The sequence below is a fragment of the Halomonas icarae genome, assembly GCF_009901955.1.
GTDB classification, from domain to species: Bacteria; Pseudomonadota; Gammaproteobacteria; order Pseudomonadales; family Halomonadaceae; genus Halomonas; species Halomonas icarae.
This window is the reverse complement of record NZ_WUTS01000001.1, coordinates 1,997,818-2,020,526: the sequence shown is the minus strand read 5'-3', so window position 1 is coordinate 2,020,526 and position 22,709 is coordinate 1,997,818. Positions and strand designations below refer to the sequence as shown.

Annotated in this window: 21 protein-coding genes; 16 read left to right on the top strand and 5 right to left on the bottom strand. The window is 64.4% G+C overall.

Going from position 1 to position 22,709, the window contains the following annotated elements; all coding sequences use genetic code 11:
- Positions 1-114 precede the first annotated feature (114 nt).
- Positions 115-1,428 carry an MFS transporter gene (locus GRB80_RS09270; protein WP_161423378.1) on the bottom strand — a complete coding sequence of 438 codons (1,314 nt, stop codon included), beginning with the start codon at positions 1,426-1,428 and terminating at the stop codon, positions 115-117.
- A 103-nt stretch (positions 1,429-1,531) separates the two neighbouring features.
- On the opposite strand from GRB80_RS09270, the gene GRB80_RS09265 reads away from it, so the two are divergent.
- Positions 1,532-2,404, top strand: a complete 873-nt coding sequence (locus tag GRB80_RS09265) for a DMT family transporter (RefSeq protein ID WP_161423377.1) — start codon at positions 1,532-1,534, stop codon at positions 2,402-2,404.
- Positions 2,405-2,491: 87 nt separating this feature from the next.
- On the opposite strand, the gene GRB80_RS09260 is transcribed toward GRB80_RS09265, so the two are convergent.
- The 3 genes from GRB80_RS09260 to GRB80_RS09250 all read right to left on the bottom strand — a co-directional run bounded on the left by GRB80_RS09260 (position 2,492) and on the right by GRB80_RS09250 (position 5,886).
- The gene (locus GRB80_RS09260; protein ID WP_161423376.1) at positions 2,492-4,393 is read right to left on the bottom strand and encodes a bifunctional diguanylate cyclase/phosphodiesterase; all 1,902 of its coding nucleotides are present in this window, start codon (positions 4,391-4,393) and stop codon (positions 2,492-2,494) included.
- Positions 4,394-4,460: 67 nt separating this feature from the next.
- Entirely contained in the window at positions 4,461-5,165 is a 705-nt protein-coding gene (locus tag GRB80_RS09255; RefSeq protein ID WP_161423375.1) for a transglutaminase-like cysteine peptidase, read from the bottom strand.
- Between the two features lie 58 nt (positions 5,166-5,223).
- On the bottom strand, positions 5,224-5,886 hold the full coding sequence (locus GRB80_RS09250) for an arylesterase (protein WP_374708622.1): 663 nt from the start codon (positions 5,884-5,886) through the stop codon (positions 5,224-5,226).
- Between GRB80_RS09250 and GRB80_RS09245 the strand changes: the two genes are divergently transcribed.
- From GRB80_RS09245 to GRB80_RS09210, 8 genes are all read left to right on the top strand, one after another.
- A complete protein-coding gene (locus GRB80_RS09245; RefSeq protein WP_161423374.1) occupies positions 5,885-6,601 on the top strand; it encodes an ABC transporter ATP-binding protein in 717 nt (238 codons plus the stop codon). The genes GRB80_RS09250 and GRB80_RS09245 overlap by 2 nt on opposite strands.
- Positions 6,598-9,216, top strand: a complete 2,619-nt coding sequence (locus GRB80_RS09240; protein WP_161423373.1) for an ABC transporter permease — start codon at positions 6,598-6,600, stop codon at positions 9,214-9,216. The genes GRB80_RS09245 and GRB80_RS09240 overlap by 4 nt, the downstream gene beginning before the upstream one ends.
- Before the next feature lie 92 nt (positions 9,217-9,308).
- Positions 9,309-10,469 (top strand): hypothetical protein, encoded by a 1,161-nt coding sequence (locus tag GRB80_RS09235; RefSeq protein WP_161423372.1) that lies wholly within the window; start codon positions 9,309-9,311, stop codon positions 10,467-10,469.
- Between the two features lie 129 nt (positions 10,470-10,598).
- Complete coding sequence (glyA, locus tag GRB80_RS09230) at positions 10,599-11,864, top strand: serine hydroxymethyltransferase (RefSeq protein ID WP_132043079.1); 1,266 nt, start codon at positions 10,599-10,601, stop codon at positions 11,862-11,864.
- 182 nt (positions 11,865-12,046) lie between these two features.
- Positions 12,047-12,814: a FadR/GntR family transcriptional regulator gene (locus GRB80_RS09225; RefSeq protein ID WP_161423371.1), complete on the top strand. Its 768-nt coding sequence runs from the start codon at positions 12,047-12,049 to the stop codon at positions 12,812-12,814.
- A 65-nt stretch (positions 12,815-12,879) separates the two neighbouring features.
- Positions 12,880-13,914 carry a TRAP transporter substrate-binding protein gene (locus GRB80_RS09220; protein WP_132043083.1) on the top strand — a complete coding sequence of 345 codons (1,035 nt, stop codon included), beginning with the start codon at positions 12,880-12,882 and terminating at the stop codon, positions 13,912-13,914.
- A 67-nt stretch (positions 13,915-13,981) separates the two neighbouring features.
- On the top strand, positions 13,982-14,590 hold the full coding sequence (locus GRB80_RS09215; RefSeq protein ID WP_161423370.1) for a TRAP transporter small permease subunit: 609 nt from the start codon (positions 13,982-13,984) through the stop codon (positions 14,588-14,590).
- Complete coding sequence (locus GRB80_RS09210) at positions 14,590-15,891, top strand: TRAP transporter large permease (RefSeq protein ID WP_132043087.1); 1,302 nt, start codon at positions 14,590-14,592, stop codon at positions 15,889-15,891. The genes GRB80_RS09215 and GRB80_RS09210 overlap by 1 nt, the downstream gene beginning before the upstream one ends.
- An 86-nt stretch (positions 15,892-15,977) precedes the next feature.
- Here GRB80_RS09210 and GRB80_RS09205 read toward each other — a convergent pair whose 3' ends face one another.
- Positions 15,978-16,514 (bottom strand): gluconokinase, encoded by a 537-nt coding sequence (locus tag GRB80_RS09205; RefSeq protein WP_161423369.1) that lies wholly within the window; start codon positions 16,512-16,514, stop codon positions 15,978-15,980.
- Positions 16,515-16,730: 216 nt separating this feature from the next.
- Here GRB80_RS09205 and GRB80_RS09200 point away from each other — a divergent pair, with 216 nt between their 5' ends.
- From GRB80_RS09200 to GRB80_RS09170, 7 genes are all read left to right on the top strand, one after another.
- Entirely contained in the window at positions 16,731-18,140 is a 1,410-nt protein-coding gene (locus GRB80_RS09200) for an MBL fold metallo-hydrolase RNA specificity domain-containing protein (RefSeq protein WP_161423368.1), read from the top strand.
- Positions 18,141-18,414: 274 nt separating this feature from the next.
- Positions 18,415-18,579: a hypothetical protein gene (locus GRB80_RS09195; protein ID WP_237561954.1), complete on the top strand. Its 165-nt coding sequence runs from the start codon at positions 18,415-18,417 to the stop codon at positions 18,577-18,579.
- Between the two features lie 32 nt (positions 18,580-18,611).
- Positions 18,612-18,803 carry a YgaP family membrane protein gene (locus GRB80_RS09190; RefSeq protein WP_132043093.1) on the top strand — a complete coding sequence of 64 codons (192 nt, stop codon included), beginning with the start codon at positions 18,612-18,614 and terminating at the stop codon, positions 18,801-18,803.
- A 213-nt stretch (positions 18,804-19,016) separates the two neighbouring features.
- Positions 19,017-19,898, top strand: a complete 882-nt coding sequence (locus GRB80_RS09185; RefSeq protein ID WP_132043095.1) for an MBL fold metallo-hydrolase — start codon at positions 19,017-19,019, stop codon at positions 19,896-19,898.
- Between the two features lie 63 nt (positions 19,899-19,961).
- On the top strand, positions 19,962-21,725 hold the full coding sequence (locus tag GRB80_RS09180; RefSeq protein ID WP_161423367.1) for a SulP family inorganic anion transporter: 1,764 nt from the start codon (positions 19,962-19,964) through the stop codon (positions 21,723-21,725).
- 65 nt (positions 21,726-21,790) lie between these two features.
- Positions 21,791-22,264 (top strand): YeeE/YedE family protein, encoded by a 474-nt coding sequence (locus GRB80_RS09175; RefSeq protein ID WP_161423366.1) that lies wholly within the window; start codon positions 21,791-21,793, stop codon positions 22,262-22,264.
- The gene (locus GRB80_RS09170; RefSeq protein ID WP_237561953.1) at positions 22,261-22,689 is read left to right on the top strand and encodes a DUF6691 family protein; all 429 of its coding nucleotides are present in this window, start codon (positions 22,261-22,263) and stop codon (positions 22,687-22,689) included. Before GRB80_RS09175 ends, GRB80_RS09170 begins: the two co-directional genes overlap by 4 nt.
- Positions 22,690-22,709: the final 20 nt, after the last annotated feature.

Below are 22,709 nucleotides of genomic sequence, written 5' to 3'. Positions count from 1 at the left end.
CGGCATGCCAATTGCGGTCAAGTGTGCCTGTTATCATGGCCAGCGACCGCGTGGATTTCAATTCGGCATGCTGCATACCCTGGCTTTTCCGTGTCATCTGCTTGCTCCGTCTCTTTACTCCACCTCGGGCAGCCGGCTGGCGCTGGTGGCGGCGGCCAGCGCCATGGCGGCGAGAATCACCAGCAGGGCCGGGCTGCCCAGCCACTGGCCGAGGGCACCGACCGCTCCACCCACCGCCAGCAGCAGCGCCCCGGTGATGGTGTTGGAGAGCGCCACGTAGAGGGCGCGGTTGTCGCCGCTGGCCATGTCGACCACATAGGTCTTGCGACCCAGCCGCACCCCGGCGTGTACGACCACCAGCAGCGCATAGACCAGCGCATAGGGCCATACCGTCCGGGTCCAGTCGCCCGGCAGCCAGGCGATGGTGGCGCCGAGCAGGCAGCAGGCCGCTGCCCCCAGGCCAGCATCGCGCATCACCCGTCGGCTCGAGGCATCGGCGCGCTTTCCCCATACCGGGCTTGCCAGCATGCCGGCGAGTCCCGACACCACGATCAGCACCCCCAGGCCTCCCAGTTCGGTGCCACTCTGCTGCTGGCCGAGCAGTGCCACCCAGGGCAGTGCCAGGGCGCTGGCCAGGAGCAGGGTGCGCGAGATGTTGAAGTGCAGGAAGGCGCGATCCTCACGCAGCAGGCGCAGGCCTAGCTTGATGCTGTCCCAGGCATTCTCGCCGCCCTCCACGGCACCAGGCGCCTCATGGATACGCGCCGCACACAGGGCATTCAGCGCCCAGCCCAACGCCGCCACCCCGAGCAGCACGGCCAGGGCGACCTCCCCCTGGCGGTCCTCGAAGAGCATCAATACGCCGCCGGCGGCCAGGGTCACGGCGCCCGCCACGCTGCCGCTCCAGCCCATCAGATTGCCACGGCGCTGCTTGGCGATGGTCTTGCCCAGCACATCCTTGGTGGCGATGGAGGAGAGCCCCCGGGCCAGCGAGAGCGCCACCAGGGCGACAAGCACCAGGCTGCCGCCGATGCCGCCGGAGCCGAATAGCGCCAGCAGGGCCAGGCACGCCGCGGCTGCCGCCTGGAGCAGCCCACCGGCCACCCATACCCACTTGCGCTGGGGCTTGAGACGGATGAAGCCAGCCACGAACAGCTGTGGCAGCAGGGCGCCGGACTCGCGGATCGGCACCAGCAGGCCGATCATCCAGAGGGGAGCACCGATCACCCCCAGCAGCCAGGGCAGCACCAGTCGTGCGCTGGACAGCTCGTCGGCCAGCTTGTTGCCCAGCGAGGCGATCAGATGCAGGAAGAAGCTGCGTGGCTGCTCGTCGCACGCCTCGTCGGGGATGTCCTTGCACATCCGGCTGTCATCGTCGCCGGTCAGCCACTCATAGAGGCGGTGCTGACTGATATCGGGTGCGGCCATGGGGGCTCCTCGCTGGTAGGATGGGGCCCCATTGTCGCGACAGGGAGGCCGCCGTGTCATCTATCAGATTCTTCGACTGCTCTAGACGCATGCAGGTGTCACCATGACCCGCGATGGTCAGGCCATGCTTTACGGCCTCGGCGCGGTGGCACTGTGGTCCACCGTGGCCACCGCCTTCAAGGTGGCGCTAGGGTACATGTCGCCGCTTGCGTTGATGTGGCTCGCCTCGTTGGTCTCATGGGCGCTGATCGGCATCCTGGTGGCACGCGAGGGACGACTGGGTCAGGCGCTGCGCCAGGGCTGGCGTACCGCCGCCTGGGCCGGGCTGATGAACCCGGTGGCCTACTACCTGGTGCTGTTCGGTGCCTATGACCGCCTGCCTGGGCAGGAAGCCATGGCGCTCAACTATACCTGGGCGCTGGCCATGGCGTTTCTGGCGGTACCGCTCCTCGGCCAGCGATTGACGCGTATCGATGTGCTGGCGGGCCTTGTCGCCTACGCCGGGGTATGGGTGATCGCCACCCGTGGCGCCATCTTCGATGTGGCCTTCGCCGATCCGCTCGGGGTTGGAATGGCGCTGGCCTCGACGTTGATCTGGGCGCTCTACTGGCTGCTCAACGCCCGTGACCATCGGCCCCCGCTGGTGGCCCAGTGGCAGAACTTCAGCGTCGGGGTGCCGGTGTTGACACTGCTGCTGATCGCCGGCCCCGGGCTCGAGTGGCATGGCTGGCCGGCACTCGGAGCCGGCGTTTATGTGGGGCTGTTCGAGATGGGCATCGCCTTCGTGCTGTGGCAGCTCGCCGTGCATGGCGTGTCGCGAACGGCCAAGGTCTCCAACCTGATCTTCCTCTCGCCGCCGGTATCGCTGCTGTTGCTCTACCTGGTGGTGGGTGAGCCGATTCTGCCCTCCACCCTGATCGGCCTGATCCTGATCCTCGGCGGACTCGGGCTGCAGCAGTGGCAGAAGGCGCCCTGAGTCAGGGGCTTCGATGAGGCCATTGAGTCGCGCGAGTCGAACCGGAAGCGTTGACTGTGTGATCCTTCGTGAGCGCTCACGGCGGTGCTACAAGCGAACGCCGGGACCGGTGACGCCATCCAGACCGAGGTCGAGCACCGTTTGCCACTCGGTGTCGTTAGCAACACCCTCGGCAATCGTCAGCACGCCCAGGGAGCGACAGAGGGTCGCCATGCCAAGCAGGACCGTCTGCTGCTCCTGGCTCGTTTCGATGCCCTGAACCAGGCTGCGGTCGAACTTCAGGAAGGAGAGGCCGGTACCCTGCAGCTCGCCGAGGCGAGAAAACTCGTTCCCCACATGCTCCAGACCAATACGGCAGCCTAGCGGCAGCAGCACCCTGCACAGCAGGCGGAATCGCTCCGGGTCGCGCAGGGCGGCGGATTTTGGCAGCTCCAACCACAGTAACCGGGCCTGTTCGGGGTGTGCCTTGAGCAGGTCTGACAGACGAGTAAGGAAGTGTGCATCGCGAATCGAGGCGAGCGAGAGGTTGATTCCGAGGGGAGTGTGGTCACGGACGATGGAATCGATGGCGGCCTTGGCAACTGCCAGGTCGAGAGACGTGGTGAGTGCGAGGCGCGATATCCAGGGCATGAAGGTGCCCGCCGCTCGCCACTCGCCCTTGAGGTGAAGGCGAGCGGGGCTCTCATGATGTAGCAAATTGCCGTGGGCATCGATCACCGGGAAACTGGCCAGCCGGGGCCCCTGTGCGATGGCCCGCTCCAGGGCGTTTCGCCAGTCGGCGCGGTTGGTATAGAGCAGATTGCCGGGTTGGCTCTCGACCCACTGCTGACCCAGGCCGTCCTGGGCTTCGGCGGCGGCCAGGGCGGCATCCAGGCCGGCCATCAGCGTGCTGATGGTATCTTCAGGTGCATAGTGACAGAGGGCCGAGAACAGCTCCAGTTCCTGCGAAGTCTCGCTGTTCCGCAGGGCCTCCAGCTCGGCGGTCAGGGCCTTGCCCAGTGCGCCGTTGTTCTCGCTACCCGGTATCAGAAGAGCAAAGTCGCCGCTATTCAGGCGGCCCACGACGCCACCGCCCTGGGTCTGGACGACCCTATGAAGGCGTTGGCTCAGGTTCTTGAGCAGTGCCTTGGTGGGGGCCCGCCCCAGATGCTGGTTGACGTCGGGAAGCTGATTCAGGCGCACCATCGCCAGGCAGCCACTGGCGCGCTCATCGTTGCTTTCGAGATGCGCAGCCAGCTGGGTCATGAAAGCATCGCGTCCCAGGGCGCCAGTCGCTTTATCCTGCTGCAGCCGGCGGCGCAGTTTGTCGAGCTTCTCGCTCTCGCTATGCAGCATCTGCCTGACGGAATTGGAGAGCCGGTTCATGGCCTGAACCACCTGGCGCAGCTCCCGAGTCCGCGGCTCGGGGCTGTTAGTAAAGTGTCGTGCGCCGATATCCCGGGCCTGGGCGATCACGGCTTTTAGTGGCTTCCGGATGGTTCTCACGATCCAGCCGGCGAGCAGCAGGCCGACCAGGGCTGCCAGGCCGAACCAGGCGACCAACCGTATGGCGCCGTGCCATAGGGACTGGTAGGCGAAGCCATGCTGGCTCTGCAGGGTCAGGGTACCGTATTGTTGCCAGCCGTTCTGGATCACCGCCTGGCTGGAGGGGATATCGAAACGTACCAGGTCGACGAACCAGCCAGGCACCTTATCGACAGGGTCGTCGGCCTCGCGCCGAGCAATCAGCTCTCCACCGGGGGTGTGCAGTTCGATCAGCTGGTAGTGACCGGTATCGAACTGAGCGGCCATCAGCAGTTCGATAACGACCGGATCCTTGTCCAGCTGGCTTATCGAGAGTGCCAGGGCATTGACGTTATCGATATTCTTGATCCGAATTTCCTGCTCGGTGTAATTTCGCAGAGCCGTTAGCCCGATCGCCAGGCTGCCGCCCAGGGCTAGTAGCAGGATCACCAGAATCGTGATCCACAGTTGTTTTATCAGCGACATGGCGGCCACTCCCCTGCAAGGTTTCGCGGTGAGAACAAGGCGGTTGGTATCGTGATGCGGGGGAAAATCATAAGAACCCCTGCTCCTGCATCCGAGACAGTGCGCTGCTCCACCGCGACAGGCGCTGTACCGGATTGGCGGTTGACCGTGTCGAGCCGGCGACCCATAAGCCATCGCTGTTGAAGCTGAATACGGGATCCAGATCGACCCGCTGGGCAGCGGGTGTGATCGTGGGCAACAGGTTGTCGAGGACCAGGGGCTCGCTGGTGGGCGTCTCGTAATAACCCACCACCATGTGTGCCTGGGTAACCCGTCGACGTCCGATGCGGGCACGCACATAGATCATGCGTAGCTGCCGGGTCGGCACACCAAGGTGCGTAAGGGTGATGTACTTGGCAATGGAGAAGTCTTCGCAGTCGCCCTGGGCCTTGCCCATGGTCTCCAGCGGCGTGGCCCAATAGTCTTCCTGGCCCCAGATATCGATATCATCCAGCCAGCGAATGCGTCGGTTGAAGAAGTCGTTGGTGTCGCGAAGCTGCGTCCGCAAGGGTTGGCTGGCCAATCGCTCGAGTAGGGTGAACCACTCCTCAAGGGTTGTGCTGCCCGAGTCGCCATAGCGGGTACGCATCACCAGGCGTAGCTGGTCGGGCCTGAAGCTTCCCGCGGCTGTCCCCGGCCAGCCGCCGATACATAGCGTCGTCAACAGGGCCAAGCCTCCACCGAGCAGACCACGACGCGAGTAGCGTAATTGTGAATGCGGCGGCGAAGGCATGGGCAGGGTCCAGAAATGGGGGCTGTCTCCACTAAACCGGCAGCAGGTGAGTTAAGGTTTAGTCTGATACCAGGTCCAGATCAATCTCCAGCAACGTCATCAGTTCGGGCCATACATTCTCCAGAATGATGGGTTGGCCGGCGGCGGTGGGGTGAATGCCGTCCTCCTGCATCAGGTTGTCATCCAGAGCCACTCCATCGAGCAGGAAAGGCACCAGCGGTAGTTCGAAATCATCGGCCAGGCGGCGGTAGACCCCGGTGAAGGCGTCGCGATAGGCCCGACCATAGTTTGGGGGGATATCGATCCCCAGCAACAGCACCTCGGCATCGGCCGCGTGACTGGCCTCGATCATGCGCCGCATGTTGGCCTCGAATTGGCCGGGAGGCAGGCCGCGCAGGCCATCGTTGCCACCCAGTTCGAGAAGAACGATGTCGGGGGCATGCTGTCCGAGAAGCTCGGGTAAGCGGCTTGCCCCGCCGCTTGTGGTCTCGCCGCTGATGCTGGCGTTGATCACCCGCGCCTTGTTCTCCAGCCTCGCCTGCAGCAGGCTGACCCAGCCACTGTCGGCCTCGATACCGTAGGCGGCACTTAGGCTGTCGCCCATCACCAGCAGGGTGGGACGCTCGTCGGCCTGGACCAGGGTGAGACCCATCGACAGGGCCAACGCCAGCAGCCAGGTGATGAGATGGCGCAACGCAACTTCAGGGAACTTTTTCATCATGAACGCGACCTCTCGTACGGATATGACGCCGATTCTACACGCCGAGCATCTGATCAAGCAGGTGAGAAGCGGTGAGCGAAAACTCACCATTCTGAGTGATCTGGCCGTCTCGGTGTTCCCTGGAGAAACGCTGGCGATTCTCGGCCAGAGTGGTGCCGGCAAGTCGACCCTGTTGGGGCTGCTGGCCGGACTCGATCTGCCCACCGGCGGTGAGCTGGCGATGTTCGGCCAGCGCCTCGCCGACCTCGACGAGGATGGTCGGGCGCGGTTGCGTGCCGGCCGTGTCGGCTTCGTGTTCCAGAACTTTCAGCTCCTGCCGACCCTGACCGCCCTGGAGAATGTGCTGCTGCCGCTGGAACTTTCACCCCGTGCGGACAGCGAGCAGCGTGCCAGGGAGTGGCTGACCCGCGTGGGACTAGGCGAGCGCCTCGACCATCTGCCCAAGCAGCTCTCCGGTGGCGAGCAGCAGCGGGTGGCCCTGGCGCGCGCCTTCGTCACCGGTGCCGAGCTGGTATTCGCCGATGAGCCCACCGGCAACCTCGACCCCGAGACCGGAGAGCGCATCATCGATGCCCTGTTCTCGCTTAACCGCGAGGCCGGGACCACCCTGGTGCTGGTGACCCACGACCACGCCCTGGCGCGGCGCTGTGACCGCTGCCTGCGCCTCGATCACGGCCGTCTGGAGGAGATGCGGCTCGACGAGGTGGGCGCATGAGTCTCTCCATTCTGCGCCTGGTGCGTTTCTCGGCCCGGGGGCTTGCCCGCGACCTGCGCGCCGCCGATGTGCGTGCGCTGTTCATCGCCCTGGCCCTGGCGGTGGCTGCCTCCACCATGATCGGCTTCTTCCTGGACCGGCTGGACCGCGGCCTGACCCGTCAGGCCAGTCAGCTGCTGGGCGGTGATCTGGTGCTGGAGCAGGGGCGCCCCTTCGATGCCGAGTTGCGTGCCACCCTGGAGGAGGCGGGGCTGGTGCTCAGCGATCAGGTCGACATGGTCTCCATGATCAGCCTGGGTGACGCCTTCCAGCCCGCCAGCCTCAAGGTGGTGGATGACCGCTATCCCCTCTATGGCGGGGTACATGTCGACCAGGGGGAGGGGCTCGAGGTGGTGGCTCACGGCCCGACTCCAGGAGAGGTGTGGCTGGCGCCCCGCCTGGCATTGCTGCTCGAGGCCGAGATCGGGGACCGTGTACGCCTGGGCGAGAGCGAGCTGACCGTCGGTGGCGTGGTGGAGCGCGAACCGGATCAGTCCGCGGGCTTCGGCAGCTTCAACCCACGGCTGATGATGCATCGTGACGACATGGAGGCCACCGAGCTGGTCCAGGATGGCTCGCGGGTGTCGTTCGAGCTGCTCGGTGCGGGGCCGCCGGATATCCTCGACGACCTGGCGCCGCTGCTGGAGCGGCTGCGCCGCAACGGCGTCGAGGTCCGCGACGTGCGTCGTGACCGCCCCGGGCTCGGCAGTGCCCTGGAGCGTGCCGAACGCTATCTGAGCCTGGCCGGACTCGCCGCCGTGCTGCTGGCCGGGGTGGCGGTAGCCATGTCTACCCGACGCTATGTCGACCGCCACCTGGATACTGCCGCGTTGCTGCGCTGCTTTGGCGCCACTCAGGGGGAGCTGAGTCGGCTGTTCGGCCTGCAGTTGCTGTGGCTGGCGCTGGCGGCCTCGCTGCTGGGAGCTCTGCTGGGCCTGGCCGGTCAGGCCGCGCTGCTGGCGCTGCTTACCACCTTTCTCCCTCTGGAGCTGCCGCCCCCGGGTGCGCTGCCACTATGGCTCGGAGTATTCACCGCTCTGGCGGTGCTGGTGGGTTTCGCCGGTCCCACCCTGCTGCGACTCAAGAGAGTCAGCGCCCTCAAGGTGCTGCGCCGCGAGCTCGACCCGCTGCCCGCCTCGGCCTGGTTAGTGGTGGCGGTAGCCAGCGGCGTCTTCGGTGGACTGCTGTGGCTCTACTCCGGCGACCCGAGTCTGGCGCTGGGGCTGCTGCTGGGCGGCTTGGTGATGCTGATGGTGCTGTGGGGGCTGGGGGCGCTGCTGCTCGGCGGCGTGTTGCGACTGGCGGCCCGCCTGCCGCGTGACGGGCGCGAGGCGGGTGTGGCCCAGGCGCTGCGGCTGGGCGGCGCCCAGCTGGCACGCCGGCGCACCGCGAGCCTCGGCCAGCTGCTGGCCTTCGCGGTCACCTTCTTCGCCATGGCGATGATCGCCCTGGTGCGCGGTGATCTGCTCTCCACCTGGGAGGCGCAGCTACCCGCAGAGACGCCCAACTATTTCGCCATCAATATCCAGCCCCATGAGCGCGAGGCCTTCGCGGCGTCGCTCAGCGGCGCCGCCGATGCCCGCAGCGCTCTCTATCCCATGGTGCGCGGGCGCATCACCGCCATCAACGACATGACGCCGCGCGAGGCGGTGCCCGCCGAGGCGCGCGGCGACAATTCCCTGCGCCGTGAGCTCAATCTCACCTGGCGCGAGACGCTGCCGGAGGGCAATCGCCTGGTCGCCGGCACCTGGTTCAACAAGCAGCGAGGTGGACAGGAGAGTGGACAGGATGGCAGCGTGCCCAGCGACTGGTATGCCGAAGTAGCCAGCGAGGCCGCCACGTCGCCCGAGGCCGAGCGGGTGCCAATCTCCGTGGAGGATGGCCTGGCCGAGCGACTTGGCCTGGAGTTGGGAGACACCCTGACCTTTACCATCGGTGCCGCCGAGATCGTCGGCGAGGTGAACAGCTTGCGCGACCTGGACTGGGACAGCTTTCGCCCCAACTTCTTCGTCATCTTCCCGCCCGGGGTGCTGGAGCGCTTCGGCCACAGCTATATCACCGCCTTCCATCTCGACGACGCGGAACGCGAGGTGCAGCGTGGCCTGGTGCGCGACTTTCCCGGCGTGACCCTGCTCAATGTCGATGCCATCCTCGCTCAGGTGCGAGACCTGCTGAACCGGGTCACTCGCGCCGTGGAGGTGGTGCTGGTCTTCGTGCTGCTGGCCGGCGTCAGCGTGCTCTACGCGGCGCTGACCGCCAGCCTTCCGGTGCGCGCCCATGAGAGTGGCCTGCTACGAGTGTTCGGTGCCGGTAATCGCCTGCTCTCCCGGATACAGGGTGCGGAGTTTGCCATTCTCGGCCTGTCCAGTGGTCTGATGGGAGCGCTGCTTGCCGAGTTGGCCGCCGCGGCGTTCTACCTGGCTTGGCTCGATCTCGCGCCGCGCCTGCATCTCTGGCTATGGCTGGTGCTGCCACTGGGCGGGGCCCTGTTGATCGGGGCCATCGGGCATCTGCTCTCCCGAAATTTGCGCCGCCAGGCTCCTGCCATCAGCCTAGGGCTGTTGGGCGAGACTTGAAAGGGCCTTGACGGCCAGGGGCATCGCAAGTGAAGAATAGTTCTCTAGTCTAGACTGTGGCCTGATTCCACGATCACACAGGAGGTGATCCCATGCGATTCCCGAATACCACTCTGCCACGCCTGGCCCTGCCCCTGGCGCTCTCCCTGCTGGCCAGCTCGTCCGTATTCGCCGATGCCGAGCGTCTCGGCAACGACCTGCGGGCTCTGGTCGCCGAGCATGGCGAGCTTACCATCGGCGACCTCTCCACCTCGCTGCTGGGCGGGGAGACCCGCGCCGAGGATCTGCGCTTCGAGAGCCATGATGGCGAGACGCTCTTGATCGAGCGTTATGTGGTCGAGGGGGACTACGCGCATCCGGATACCGTCACCCTCAAGGGCATCCGTGTTGAAGGCATCGAACTGGAGGGTGCTCCACAGGAGCTCGAGGAAGACCTGTTGCTGAACATCGGCAGCATCGTGGTGGAGGCGCCTGGCAGTGCCGTGCCGCCTCTCGACGACGAGACGCTGGCGGAGCAGTGGTTCCAGGTGATAAGCCTGGCCGAACTGAGCCTCGATCATCCCGAGGGGAAGCTGGCGTCCCTGGTAGGGCTCGAGCTGGACGGTAACTTCGAAGACGAGGAGGGCGGGCTGTCACTCGAGGCGCTGAAGGTCGACCTGAACCGCCTGATCGCGCTTGCGCCCGAAGAGGAGCGTACCCAGATGCGCATGGTCAGCAATGTACTGACCGACGGTAGCGGTCAGCTTCGCCTGGATGGCGGTTTTGATGCCCAGTGGGCGCCTTCGGGTGAGCGGGAGGGGCGCCTGGTCAGCAATGGCGAGTTGGCCCTGCGCGATGCGCTGTCCCTGGCCCTCGATCTGGAGAGTCTGCTGGCCTTGCCGGAAGGGGCGGAGGTTGCCGAGCTGATGGCTGACGGAACACTGCTGGAAGAGGCCAGCCTCGGGGGCGGTCATCTGGTATTGAGCCTCGCCGAGCGAGGCCTATTCGGGCGTTTGATGACCCTGGGAGCGACCATGGAGGGCGTCAGTGAAGCCGAGTATCTCGAGAAGGCGCGGACCCAGGCCGAAGGTTTCGGGATGATGTTCGGTCCTCAGGTGAGCGACCTGCTCCATGGCCTGGTCGACCTGATGGCCGGAAGTGCCGAGGAGCTGGTGGTCACCCTGAACCTGCCCGCCGAGGAGCGTCTCGAGAGCTTCGCCGAAGATCCCTTGGCACTGCCCGAGCGCTTCGCGATGCAGGTGGAGGCGCGCTGACCCCGGGAACAGACCGGGAAAATGAGTGCTTCGCGATCAGGGATGACATCGATTCATGTGAAAGGGGCGGGGGGCTGGGGTATCATGCCGTGATTGACTCAACCCCCCGTGATACGAGGTTTTCTGCCGATGTTCAGCCGTGACATGACGATTGCCGGTTTCGATGACGCCCTCTTTGATGCCATGCAGAAGGAGGTGCAGCGTCAGGAGGCGCACATCGAGCTGATCGCTTCCGAGAACTACGCCAGCCCCCGGGTCATGGAAGCCCAGGGCAGCCAGCTGACCAACAAGTACGCGGAAGGCTATCCCGGCAAGCGCTACTATGGCGGCTGTGAGTATGTGGATATCGTCGAGCAGCTGGCCATCGACTACGCCAAGGAGCTGTTCGGTGCCACCTATGCCAACGTTCAGCCCCACTCCGGTTCCCAGGCCAACGGTGCCGTCTTCCAGGCACTGGTCAAGCCGGGTGATACCATCCTCGGCATGAGTCTCGATGCCGGTGGCCACCTCACCCACGGGGCCAAGCCCAACTTCTCCGGCAAGCACTACCATGCGGTGCAGTACGGTATCGACGAGTCCGGTCGCATCGATTACGACGAAGTCGCCAAGCTGGCCCGTGAGCATCAGCCCAAGATGATCATCGCCGGCTTCTCCGCCTACTCCCAGATCATCGACTGGGGCAAGTTTCGCGAGATCGCCGATGAGGTGGGCGCCTATCTGCTGGTCGACATGGCCCATGTGGCGGGCCTGGTGGCTGCCGGTGTCTACCCGAACCCGCTGCCCCATGCCCATGTGGTGACCACCACGACCCACAAGACCCTGCGTGGGCCGCGCGGTGGCCTGATCCTCTCCAGCGAGAATGATGAGCAGATCGAGAAGAAGCTGCAGTCCGCGGTCTTCCCGGGTGGCCAGGGCGGTCCCCTGGAGCACGTCATCGCGGCCAAGGCGATCTGCTTCAAGGAAGCGATGGCACCCGAGTTCAAGACCTACCAGCAGCAGGTGGTCAAGAACGCCCAGACGATGGCCGGCGTGTTCCTCGAGCGAGGCTATGACATCGTCTCCGGTGGCACCGAGGATCACCTCTTTCTGCTCTCGTTGATCAAGCAGGAGCTGACCGGCAAGGATGCGGATGCCGCCCTGGGCCGTGCCCATATCACCGTCAACAAGAACGCCGTGCCGGGCGACCCCCAGAGCCCCTTCGTCACCTCCGGGCTGCGCATCGGTACCCCGGCGGTGACCACCCGGGGCTTCGGCGAGGGCGAGTGCAGGGATCTGGCCGGCTGGATCTGCGACATTCTCGATGTGATGGCCAAGGGGGAAGACACCGCCGCCATCGAGGCTGAGGTCAAGGCCAGGGTCGAGGCCGTCTGCGCCGAGTTCCCGGTCTATCGCTGATCACGACTGACGGGTCCTCCGGGGCCTGTCCGTCGCCGCGCCTTATTTCAAGACCCCGCCAGGCACTCCGCCTGGCGGGGTCTTGCCTTCTGGGGTCGACTAAAGTCTAGCGGCGGATGGCCGCAATCTGTTCCACTCTATGTCGGACATAATGTGCGAAAGGTCGAACAGAGTCATCCTCCATGCCGATACCGCAGAAACCCGACATCGCCGAGGACCTGGCGCGCGGCATCTTCGCCGGAGATTACGTACCGGGCAGCTTTCTGCCCCGAGAGGTCGACCTCTGTGCCACCTACGGTGTCAGCCGAAGCACGGTGCGCAGCGCGCTTCAGCAGCTGGTCTCGGGGGGCATGGTGGTACGAATCTCGGGGCAGGGCAGCCGGGTGCGTGAGCTGGCCGACTGGCATCTGCTCGACCCACGGGTCAGCGACTGGATGGCACGTTTCGCCCAGCCCAACCCTCGCATTCAACGCGATATCTTCGCCTTCCGCGTGGCGGTAGAGCCCTTCATGGCACGCCTGGCCGCCGAAAACGCCACCGCCGCCGACCTGTTGGCCATCGAGACCGCCTGGCACAACATGATCAGTGCGCTGAACTCCCCCGACCGCCGGTGGGCAGGGCGTAGCCACGACGAGCATGATGTGGCGTTCCATGAAGCGATCTTCGCGGCCACCCACAACCTGCTGTGGTCCCAGCTTAGCCATATGCTCAAGCCGGCCATTGGCCTGCTGGTGGAGACTTCCAATCACAGTGCCGCGGAGCTTAGCGACAGCATGGAGCGCCACCGTCTGCTGATGGAGGCCATTCGCCTGCGTCAACCGGAACAGGCGGAGCAGGCGGCACTGTCGGTGCTTGAGCGCACCGGCCTCGACCTGGGCTTCGCCAGTCTCTTCGATCACTTACCTCCTCGGCTGCGCCTGCCTGGTGCGGTCGAGCCCCCGCCGGGCTGAACGTCCGGCCATCACGGCAATCGCCAACCATGTGCTAGCTCGAACACCATAACAAGGAGTCATCCATGCCATTGCTCAAGCCGTTACCCACCTTCGCCCTCAAGGGGCTCACGGCCGTCGTCCTCGGTGCCGTGACATTGTCCGCCCAGGCAGCGGAGTACGAGTGGACCTTCCAGACCTCCGAGACCGCCGGTGAGCCGCAGTTCGAGCTCAAGAAGGCGTGGGCCGACAACGTCAACACCATGTCCGGCGGGCGCATCGAGATCGAGATCCTGCCGGTCAACGCCGTGGTCCAGGCCAACCAGACCCTGGACGCCGTACAGTCCGGTATCCTCCAGGGCCACCTGACCGATCCCAGCTACTTTTCCGGCCGCGATCCGGCCTTTGGCATGCTCGGCAATCTGGTCGGCGCCTGGGGGGATCCGCTGGAGTTCCTCGAGTACATGAACCACGGCGGCGGCGAAGCGCTCTACAACGAGCTGGTCAATCCGTATGGCGTGCAGTTGATCGGTGCCGCCGCCACCGGCCTGGAGTCCTTCCCCTCCACCCGGCCGATCCGCACCGTTGAGGACCTCGAGGGCCTCAAGGTGCGCGCTCCGGAGGGCATGGTCTACAACATCTTCGAAAAGGCCGGTGCCGCCCCGGTGAACCTGCCGGGCTCCGAGGTCTACACCTCACTGGAGAAGGGGGTGATCGATGCCGCCGACTACACGGTGTTCTCCACCAACCACAGCCAGGGCCTGCATAGCTTCGCCAACTACCCCAACTACCCGGGGTTTCACTCGCTGCCCATGGTTTCCGTCTCTATGAACAAGGAGATCTGGGATGGGCTGCCCGAGGATCTCCGAGCGATCCTCGAGACCTCGGTGGACAAGCTGGCCTACGAGATGGTGTTCGAGCTCAAGAAGCTGGATCTCGAGGCCGTGGCCGAGGCGCGTCAGGATCCCGAGATCGAGCTGATCGACATGGCCCCGGAGGAGCGCGCCAAGTTCCGCAACATTGCCAAGGAGGAGTGGGCCGCCTGGGCCGAGCGCAGCGAGATGAACCAGAAGGTATACGACTCCGTGGTCGCGTTTCTTCAGGCGCGCAACCTGATGTAAGCCGGTTTGTTCATCACCACGTCGCCGCTCGGATCTCCTTCCGGGCGGCGTTCGACCGAGATACAGCATGACTCAACCCCCAAACGAATCCCGACATCGCGGGCACGGCGAGTCGGACGAACAACGCCAGAAACGCGGTCCCGAACGTACCGCCCTGGATCGCCTGGTGGCTCGTGGCGCACGCGGTGCCGCCTGGCTGGTGCTGGTGGCCATGGCCATCAGCGTGGTCGAGGTATTCCTGCGTTACGGCTTCAACAACCCGACCTCCTGGGTACACGAATCGGTGGTCTTCCTGGTGGCGGTGAGCTTTGCCCTGGCCGGTCCCGCAGCCCTGGCCCGTAATGCCCATATTCGCGTGCGCGTGCTCTATGACAGTGCCGGGCCGTGTCTCAAGTGCTGGATGGATCGCTTCAACGACTTAGTGACCCTGGGCTTCTGCCTGGCCATGAGCTATGCCGCCTTTCACATGTTCTGGCGAGCCTCTCACAACCCGTTCGGCGAGTGGCAGCTGGAGCGCTCCGGAACTTCCTGGAACCCTCCTTTTCCGGCGCTGGTGAAGGGGGTGATCCTGTTTGCCCTGGCGCTGATGACGTTGCAGGCGCTGCTCCACCTGGTGCAGTCGCTGCGTGCCCGTCCTGCCGACCCTGAGTCGGTCGACAACGAGGAGGTGCGCTGATGGATATCGGGACGGCCACAATCGTCATGATCGCCGCCATCTTCGGCCTGCTGGTGACTGGCCTGCCGCTGGCCTTTATCACCGGTCTGGTGGCGATGGTGTTCACCTTCGGCTGGTTCGGCGAGATGGCGCTGCCGCTGGTCACCAGTCGAGTCTTCAGCTTCATTACCGAGTACTCGCTGGTGGCGGTGCCGATGTTCGTGCTGATGGCCTCGCTGCTCGACCGCTCGGGCATCGCCAAGGATCTTTTCAATGCCATGCGGGTCTTTGCCGGGCGGCTACCCGGGGGCGTGGCGGTGCAGACCATCGTGGTGGCCTTCTTCCTCGCCGCGCTGTCGGGGATTATCGGCGGCGAGATCGTGCTGCTCGGCATCCTGGCATTGCCCCAGATGCTGCGCCTGGGCTACGACAAGCGGCTCTCCATCGGCGTGGTATGTGCGGGTGGCGCCTTGGGCACCATGATGCCGCCGTCGATCGTATTGATCATCTACGGCCTGATCGCCAGCGTCTCCATTGCCGAGCTGTTTACCGCCGCGATCACCCCGGCGGTGATTCTGATGGGCTCCTACATCGCCTACGTGTTGGTGCGTTGTCTGAAGAATCCCGAGATGGGGCCGCCATTGTCTGCCGATACCCAGGACAACCCCTTCGACAGCAAGCTCGAGGCGGCCAAGGCGATTCTGCTTCCGGGCATGATCGCGTTCCTGGTGCTGGGCACCATCTATGGAGGGATCGCCTCGGTGACCGAGGCGGCGGCCATGGGGGTGTTCGGGGTAATGCTGGCCATCGTGCTGCGTGGCGAGTTCAGTATCGGCATGCTGCATCATAGCCTTGGCCAGACGCTCAATACCTGCGGCATGATCATCTGGATCGGCATCGGTGCCGCGGCCCTGGTGGGAGTCTATAACCTGATGGGTGGCAACCGCTTCGTCTCGGGGATGATCCTGGGCATGGAGGTGGCGCCCATCGTCATCATCCTGGTGATGATGGCGATCATGCTGGTGCTCGGGCTCTTTCTCGACTGGATCGGCATCGCCATGCTGGCCCTGCCGATCTTTCTGCCCATCGTTACCCAGCTGGGGTACGACCCGATCTGGTTCGGCATCCTGTTCGCGGTAAACATGCAGGTCTCCTTCCTGTCGCCGCCGTTCGGACCCGCGGCCTTCTATCTGAAGAGCGTGGCCCCGCCGGAAATCAGTCTGAAGGATATCTACCTTTCTGTATTACCCTTCATGGCGATTCAGCTACTGGTGTTGGCGGCACTTCTCGTCTGGCCACAGCTGGCAATATGGCCGCTATAGATGAGTGCAGGAAGAAGCAAAAGGAGGAGGCCTAAGCCTCCTCCTTTTCTTTGTATAAGGTTTCGGGAAGGGAAGGAGTTGGTGAGCTATAAGGCGCTTAGATGTTGGGTGAATCTCTCTACAATTTCCAGGGGAGGCAGGGCAATGTCGAGGCACAAGGCTTCGTTGTCGTCCGGAGGTTCCAGGGTCTGAAGCTGGCTATCCAGCATATGGTCACCCTGGAAGAAGTGATCCTGTCGGGTATGCAGTCGTTTCAGCAGAAGCTCGCGGCTGCCGTCCAGGTAGAGGATCTTCAACTCCGGCGCACCGCTACGCAGGGTGTCGCGATAGCGACGCTTGAGGGCGGAGCAGCCGATGACCAGTGAACGACGCTGGCGACGGTAGTCGCGATAGAAGTCGGCCAGCGTCGCTAGCCACCCTTCACGGTCTCCATCGGTGAGGGGCTCACCCCGCGACATCTTGGCGATACTGGTAGGGCTGTGGTGGTCGTCGGCATCGATGAAATCGGCCGATATCGCCTCGGCGAGTAGCCGGCCGATGAAAGACTTTCCCGACCCCGAGACACCCATCACCAGCACGAGATGAGGGGGTGTCGATATCCTGTAATGGCTCTCAATGGTCATCTTTGAAGCACGGTAATTACGTGTGTTGATAGATTAAAACTGCCGGCAGGGCTAGGCAAGGAAATTGTCGTTTTATTGGCAATAGCCGCCTGGCGAATATCCTTTGGGCGAATCCATTGTTGAGGATAGGTATCGTGCAGGCGTGGATCTATTATGCTGAAGGGAAAGTAGGCCATGGAAAGCCATGGCAATCCATGGCGAAAAGGAGGCATATCCATGTCGACCCTGACGTTCCAGGGCGCGGTGAAGGAAGTCACCGGGTCCCGCTACCTGATCGAAGTAGATGGCAACGGCCGCTCCTGGAAGTTGCTGCTGGAGTGCGGCCTGCATCAGGGCGGGGTAGATGCCGACCGAGCCAACGAGGTCCCCTTCGGCAAGTTGGTGGGAGAGCTCGAGGCGGTGGTGCTCTCCCATGGCCACCTGGACCACTCGGGCCTGCTGCCCAAGCTGGTGCGCGAGGGCTATCGTGGCCCGATCCACTGCACCCGCGGCACCCGGGATCTGCTCGAGATCATGTTGCAGGATGCGGCCTTCGTGATGGCCAAGGATATCGAGTGGGAGAACAAGTGGCGCAAACGCAACGCCAAGCCGCTGTTGGAACCGCTCTATGAGATTGACGATGTCGAACAGACGCTGTCTCAGTGCGTCTCTCACCCCTATGGCCAGCCGGTGCACCTGCCCGGCGGGGTGACCCTGGTATTTCGCGATGCGGGGCATATCCTCGGTTCGGCCATCGTCGAGCTTACCATCCCCTCCGGTGGGCAGCAGAAGCGTCTGGTGTTCTCGGGGGACCTTGGCAACCCCAGTTCGGTGTTGATGAAGGAGCCGGAGAAGGTCTTCGATGCCGACCTGGTGCTGATGGAGAGCACCTATGGCGATCGTGATCACCGCCCTCTGGAGGAGACCATCGAGGAGTTTGCCAGCGTGCTGGAGGAGGCGCATGCCGACGGTGGCAATGTGCTGATTCCCGCCTTCGCGGTGGGACGCACCCAGGAGATTCTCTATCACCTCAGTGTGCTTTATCACCAGGGCCGCCTGCGCCAGCAGCTGGTGTTTCTCGACAGTCCCATGGCGATCAAGGTCACCGAGCTCTACCATCGGGCGCGCAAGGCGCTGGATCCCGAGGATCTCAAGGTGCTCAACAAGGCGTCCAGCGGTGACACCGCCCAGTATCTGCCGGTACTGCGCATGACGCGCACGGTGGAGGAGTCCATGGCTATCAACCGCATCCGTGGCGGGGCCATCATCATCGCCGGTGCCGGCATGTGCAACGGTGGCCGCATCGTCCACCACTTCCGCTACAACCTGGAGGCATCGGCCACCCGGCTGGTGATCGTCGGTTTCCAGGCCGGTGGCACCATCGGTCGCCAGATCGTCGACGGCGCCGAACGCATCCGCGTGCTCGGCCAGGATCTGGCGGTGAAGGCACGGGTTCACACCATCGGTGGCTTCTCCGCTCACGCCGGACAGAGCCAGCTGATCGGCTGGGCCGGCGCCTTCCGCAACCATCCGCGCTTCTTTCTGGTACATGGCGAACCCGAGACCCAGAAGGTGCTCCAGGCCGCGCTTGCCGAGAGCGATATCGAGGCACAGATTCCGGGCTACGGCGATCGAATCGAGCTGTAGTGCCGCGACAACCGGCCGTTTGCCGTCGTCCACGGCCTGGTACGTGAGGTTCACCGACCGGCTGATAGGTGCGCGGCAGACGGCCTAGCCCTCGCCGAATTTATTTGACCTATATCAAGGTGTGGCCACATGCCCCATGGCAACGCCGCGCAGGTAGACTACTCTTGGATAACGCCAATAAGGTAATTAGCTTAGATTTTTTTGTTATGTACATGGCTTTAAAAGGCGTATTGGCCTCGACCGCCCTGGCGCTCAGGTGACGCCCGAGGGCATCTTGAAGATGCTGATGAAGAACGGCGCCGAGGTGGACGTCTGTGCGATCTATCTCCCCAACCGCGATTTTGGCCAGGAAGCGCTGCTGGATGGCGTGGGTGTCGCGGCGCCGGGCCCGATTGCCGAGCTGATGCGTGATCCGTCCGTTCCGGTCTTCACCTTCTAGGCCGTTGACGCTTATCTACCGAGGAGCATGATATGACAAGCAATGTGGGTGGTATCGACAAGATTCTGCGCATCGTGGTGGGAGCGCTGCTGATTCTGCTGGCCTTGACTGGGACCATCGGTGCCTGGGGCTGGATCGGCGTGGTGCCGCTGGCCACCGGCCTGTTCAACTTCTGCCCGGCCTACAAGCTGCTGGGCGTTAACACCTGCAAGCTCAAGAAGTAGTCACCGCCGGTTTCGGCCGGCTCACGAAAGACGGCGCCCGCGGCCTTCCGGTCGCGGGCGCCGTGCGTGTGTGGTTCGGAGCCGTGTCGTTCCAGGTGTATGCGTGGCCATGTGGCGACGCTTGCATATTGCAAAATAATCTATGCTTATAATGAATTGTGGTCTATGCTGTCGGTATACCGCCATACGACATCCGACGGAGGCCGATCTCCCATGTCCAAGACGAACACGCCCCTCCCCATCGTGACCCACTTCTTCGACGAGTCCACCAACACCTTCAGTTATGTGGTGCAGGACCCCAGCAGCAAGTCCTGCGCGATCCTCGACTCGGTGCTCGACTTCGACTATGCCGCCGGGCGCACCGACGTGCGTTCCGCCGACGAGATCATCGCCTTCGTGCGAGACAACGCCTTGGAGGTAGAGTGGGTCCTCGAGACTCACGTGCATGCCGACCACCTCTCTGCCGCCCCCTATCTGCACGAACAACTGGGTGGGCTGACCGGCATCGGCGCCAATATCACCGTGGTGCAGGAGGTCTTCGGCAAGGCGTTCAACGCCGGCACCGAGTTCGCCCGGGATGGCAGCCAGTTCGACTGCCTCTTCGAGGAGGGTGATACCTTTGCCATCGGCAATCTGGAGGGGCGGGTGCTGCACACCCCGGGTCATACACCGGCCTGTCTGACCTATGTGATTGGTGACGCCGCCTTCGTCGGCGATACCCTCTTTATGCCGGACTACGGCACCGCACGCTGCGATTTCCCCGGTGGTGATGCCCGGATGCTCTATCGCTCCATCCAGAAGGTGCTGGCGCTGCCCGACGAGACGCGACTCTTCCTGTGCCATGACTACAAGGCGCCGGAGCGCGAGGAGTTTCAGCACGAGACCAGCGTGGCCGAGCAGCGCGCGCATAACGTGCACGTCCACGAAGGCATCGGTGAGGAGGCGTTCGTCAAGATGCGCACCGAGCGCGACGCCACCCTGGATATGCCGAAACTGATCATTCCCTCGGTACAGGTCAACATGCGTGCCGGTGAGATGCCGCCCGCCGAGGACAACGGCCAGGTCTACCTCAAGGTGCCGATCAACACGTTCTAGCAACTTGCTCTAACAACATGTTCTAACAACACGCTCCAACCAGCGAGTGCCGAGGCAAGCCGCGTGAATCCGAAACGCTATCTGCCGATCCTGCAGTGGCTGCCCGACTACGGGCGAAGTGCTCTGGCCAGCGACCTGATGGCGGCGGTGATCGTCACCATCATGCTGATTCCCCAGTCGCTGGCCTATGCCATGCTGGCCGGGCTGCCACCCGAGGTGGGGCTCTACGCCAGCATCGCGCCTCTGGCGATCTACGCCGTGTTCGGCACCAGCCGCACCCTCTCGGTGGGCCCGGTGGCGGTGGTATCGCTGATGACTGCCGCGGCGGTGGGGCAGGTGGCGCCTCAGGGCACGCCGGAATATCTCGGTGCGGCCCTGGCGCTGGCACTGCTGTCGGGGGGGATCCTGACCCTGATGGGAGTAGCGCGGCTGGGATTTCTGGCCAACTTCCTGAGCCACCCGGTGATTTCGGGATTTATCACCGCCTCGGGGTTGATCATCGCCGCCAGCCAACTCAAGCATCTGTTGGGCGTCGAGGCGAGCGGTCATAACCTGCTGGCGCTGGTGGTGGAGCTGGGCGGCCAATTGGGTAGCGTCAACCTGCCGACCCTGCTGGTCGGGCTTGGAGTGCTGGCCTTTCTGCATGTCGCGCGGCGCCGGCTCAAACCGGCCCTGCGTCGCCTCGGCGTGCCGGCGCGCCCGGCGGACATGCTCACCAGGGCAGCACCGATTCTCGCCGTGGCCGCCACCACCCTGGCGAGCTGGGGGCTGGGGCTGGATCGCCATGGAGTGGCGGTGGTTGGTGAGGTGCCGGCGGGACTGCCGCCCCTGACCCTGCCCGGCTTCGACAGTGGTCTGTGGCGCGAACTGTTCGTGGCGGCGTTGCTGATCAGCATCGTCGGTTTCGTCGAGTCGGTATCAGTGGGCCAGACCCTGGCCGCCAAGCGGCGTCAGCGCATCGACCCCGACCAGGAGCTGGTGGGGCTGGGTACCTCCAATATCGCCGCGTCATTGACCGGTGGCATGCCGGTGACCGGTGGTTTCTCGCGCTCGGTGGTGAACTTCGATGCCGGGGCCGAGACCCCGGCTGCCGGGGCCTTTACCGCGTTGGGCATCGGTGTGGCCGCACTGTGCCTTACCCCACTGATTGCCTATCTGCCGATCGCCACGCTGGCGGCCACCATCATCGTGGCGGTGCTGTCGCTGGTCGATATCGCTGCGATCAGGCGCACCTGGGCGTACTCGAAGGGGGATGTCGCCGCCATGCTGGCCACCATCGCGGTGACCCTGGCAGACGGCGTGGAGAGCGGGATCATGGTCGGGGTGGGCCTGTCGCTGGCGCTGCATCTGTATCGCACCAGCCGTCCTCACAGTGCCGTGGTCGGACGGGTGCCGGGCACTGAGCACTTTCGCAACGTGCAGCGCCATGTGGTGGAGACCGACGAGCGTCTGACGATCCTGCGGGTCGACGAGAGCCTCTACTTCGCCAATGCGCGTTACCTGGAGGACACCGTGATGGCGCTGGCGGCCCGCCAGCCTGGCCTCGAGCATATCGTGCTGGCCTGTCAGGCGGTCAATGTCATCGACGCCTCGGCCCTGGAGAGCCTCGAGGCGATCAATGCGCGCCTCAGGGACTCCGGCGTATGCCTCCATCTGGCCGAGGTGAAGGGTCCGGTGATGGATCGACTGCAGCACACCGATTTCTGTCACGAGATGACCGGTGAGGTGTTCTTGAGCACCTACGATGCCTGGCGCGAGCTGCGTGGCGAGAGCGATATCAGCCTGTCACGGCGCTGTACCGAGCTGCAGGCAAATACTCCGCTCTAGCAGTGGCCGTGTCCTGAATGGTTCTTTAATAGCGCACCCCCGGGTGCACCAAAGGAGAGAGAAGAGTGGACTGGAGCTCATCCCTGCAGGGACTGGCCGGCGGCGTGCTGATCGGCCTCTCCGCGACCTGGCTGATGGCGACCCTGGGTCGCATCGCCGGCATCAGTGGCATCATCGGAGGCCTGATCACGGCGCGACCCAAGGGTGACAGTGCCTGGCGGCTGACCTTCCTGCTCGGCCTGATCAGCGGCCCCCTCGTGGTGATGCTGCTCGGCGGTGGCCTGGGCAACGTCGCCGGCGGTGCCGTCGACGTCACCGATCGGGTGATCGGTGAGCCCCCCGGCGGCGTGGCGCTGATGCTGCTGGCCGGCCTGCTGGTGGGCCTGGGAACGGGGCTGGGCAGTGGCTGCACCAGTGGTCACGGGGTGTGCGGCCTGGCGCGGCTCTCGGTGCGCTCGATGGTGGCTACCGTCACTTTTTTGGTGGCGGCGATCTTCACCGTGTTTGTTGTGCGGCACGTGATCGGAGGTGGTGCATGAAACCGTCGGCCATGAAAACCGTGGCGGGCTATATCGCCGGGCTGATCTTCGGCCTGGGGCTCGCCGTCTCCGGGATGACCGACCCCTCGCGGGTGCTGGGTTTCCTCGATCTCTTCGGCGCCTGGGACCCGACCCTGATGTTCGTGCTCGGCGGCGCCGTGGTGACCAACTTTATCGGGTACCGGCTGGTGCTGCGGCGCCCCAACCCGCTGTTTGCCGAGCGCTTCCAGCTGCCTACCCGTCAGGAACTGGATGCCCGCCTGATCGGCGGCTCGGCGCTGTTCGGCATCGGCTGGGGGCTCTCCGGCTACTGCCCGGGGCCGGCCATCGCCTCCGTGGGGGGGCTCACTGCCCCGCTGGTCGCCATGCTGGTGGCGATGGTGGCGGGCTGGTTCCTGGCCAGGGCGATTCCTGCCCGAGGCTGAGCCTGACCTGCGTCAAGCGA

Bases quoted from the DNA above. Each gene is read 5' to 3' on its own strand.
- GRB80_RS09270 (WP_161423378.1), bottom strand. From the start codon at position 1,428: ATGGCCGCACCCGATATCAGTCAGCACCGCCTCTATGAGTGGCTGACC.
- GRB80_RS09265 (WP_161423377.1), top strand. From the start codon at position 1,532: ATGACCCGCGATGGTCAGGCCATGCTTTACGGCCTCGGCGCGGTGGCA.
- GRB80_RS09260 (WP_161423376.1), bottom strand. From the start codon at position 4,393: ATGTCGCTGATAAAACAACTGTGGATCACGATTCTGGTGATCCTGCTA.
- GRB80_RS09255 (WP_161423375.1), bottom strand. From the start codon at position 5,165: ATGCCTTCGCCGCCGCATTCACAATTACGCTACTCGCGTCGTGGTCTG.
- GRB80_RS09245 (WP_161423374.1), top strand. From the start codon at position 5,885: ATGAACGCGACCTCTCGTACGGATATGACGCCGATTCTACACGCCGAG.
- GRB80_RS09250 (WP_374708622.1), bottom strand. From the start codon at position 5,886: ATGATGAAAAAGTTCCCTGAAGTTGCGTTGCGCCATCTCATCACCTGG.
- GRB80_RS09240 (WP_161423373.1), top strand. From the start codon at position 6,598: ATGAGTCTCTCCATTCTGCGCCTGGTGCGTTTCTCGGCCCGGGGGCTT.
- GRB80_RS09235 (WP_161423372.1), top strand. From the start codon at position 9,309: ATGCGATTCCCGAATACCACTCTGCCACGCCTGGCCCTGCCCCTGGCG.
- glyA (WP_132043079.1), top strand. From the start codon at position 10,599: ATGTTCAGCCGTGACATGACGATTGCCGGTTTCGATGACGCCCTCTTT.
- GRB80_RS09225 (WP_161423371.1), top strand. From the start codon at position 12,047: ATGCCGATACCGCAGAAACCCGACATCGCCGAGGACCTGGCGCGCGGC.
- GRB80_RS09220 (WP_132043083.1), top strand. From the start codon at position 12,880: ATGCCATTGCTCAAGCCGTTACCCACCTTCGCCCTCAAGGGGCTCACG.
- GRB80_RS09215 (WP_161423370.1), top strand. From the start codon at position 13,982: ATGACTCAACCCCCAAACGAATCCCGACATCGCGGGCACGGCGAGTCG.
- GRB80_RS09210 (WP_132043087.1), top strand. From the start codon at position 14,590: ATGGATATCGGGACGGCCACAATCGTCATGATCGCCGCCATCTTCGGC.
- GRB80_RS09205 (WP_161423369.1), bottom strand. From the start codon at position 16,514: ATGACCATTGAGAGCCATTACAGGATATCGACACCCCCTCATCTCGTG.
- GRB80_RS09200 (WP_161423368.1), top strand. From the start codon at position 16,731: ATGTCGACCCTGACGTTCCAGGGCGCGGTGAAGGAAGTCACCGGGTCC.
- GRB80_RS09190 (WP_132043093.1), top strand. From the start codon at position 18,612: ATGACAAGCAATGTGGGTGGTATCGACAAGATTCTGCGCATCGTGGTG.
- GRB80_RS09185 (WP_132043095.1), top strand. From the start codon at position 19,017: ATGTCCAAGACGAACACGCCCCTCCCCATCGTGACCCACTTCTTCGAC.
- GRB80_RS09170 (WP_237561953.1), top strand. From the start codon at position 22,261: ATGAAACCGTCGGCCATGAAAACCGTGGCGGGCTATATCGCCGGGCTG.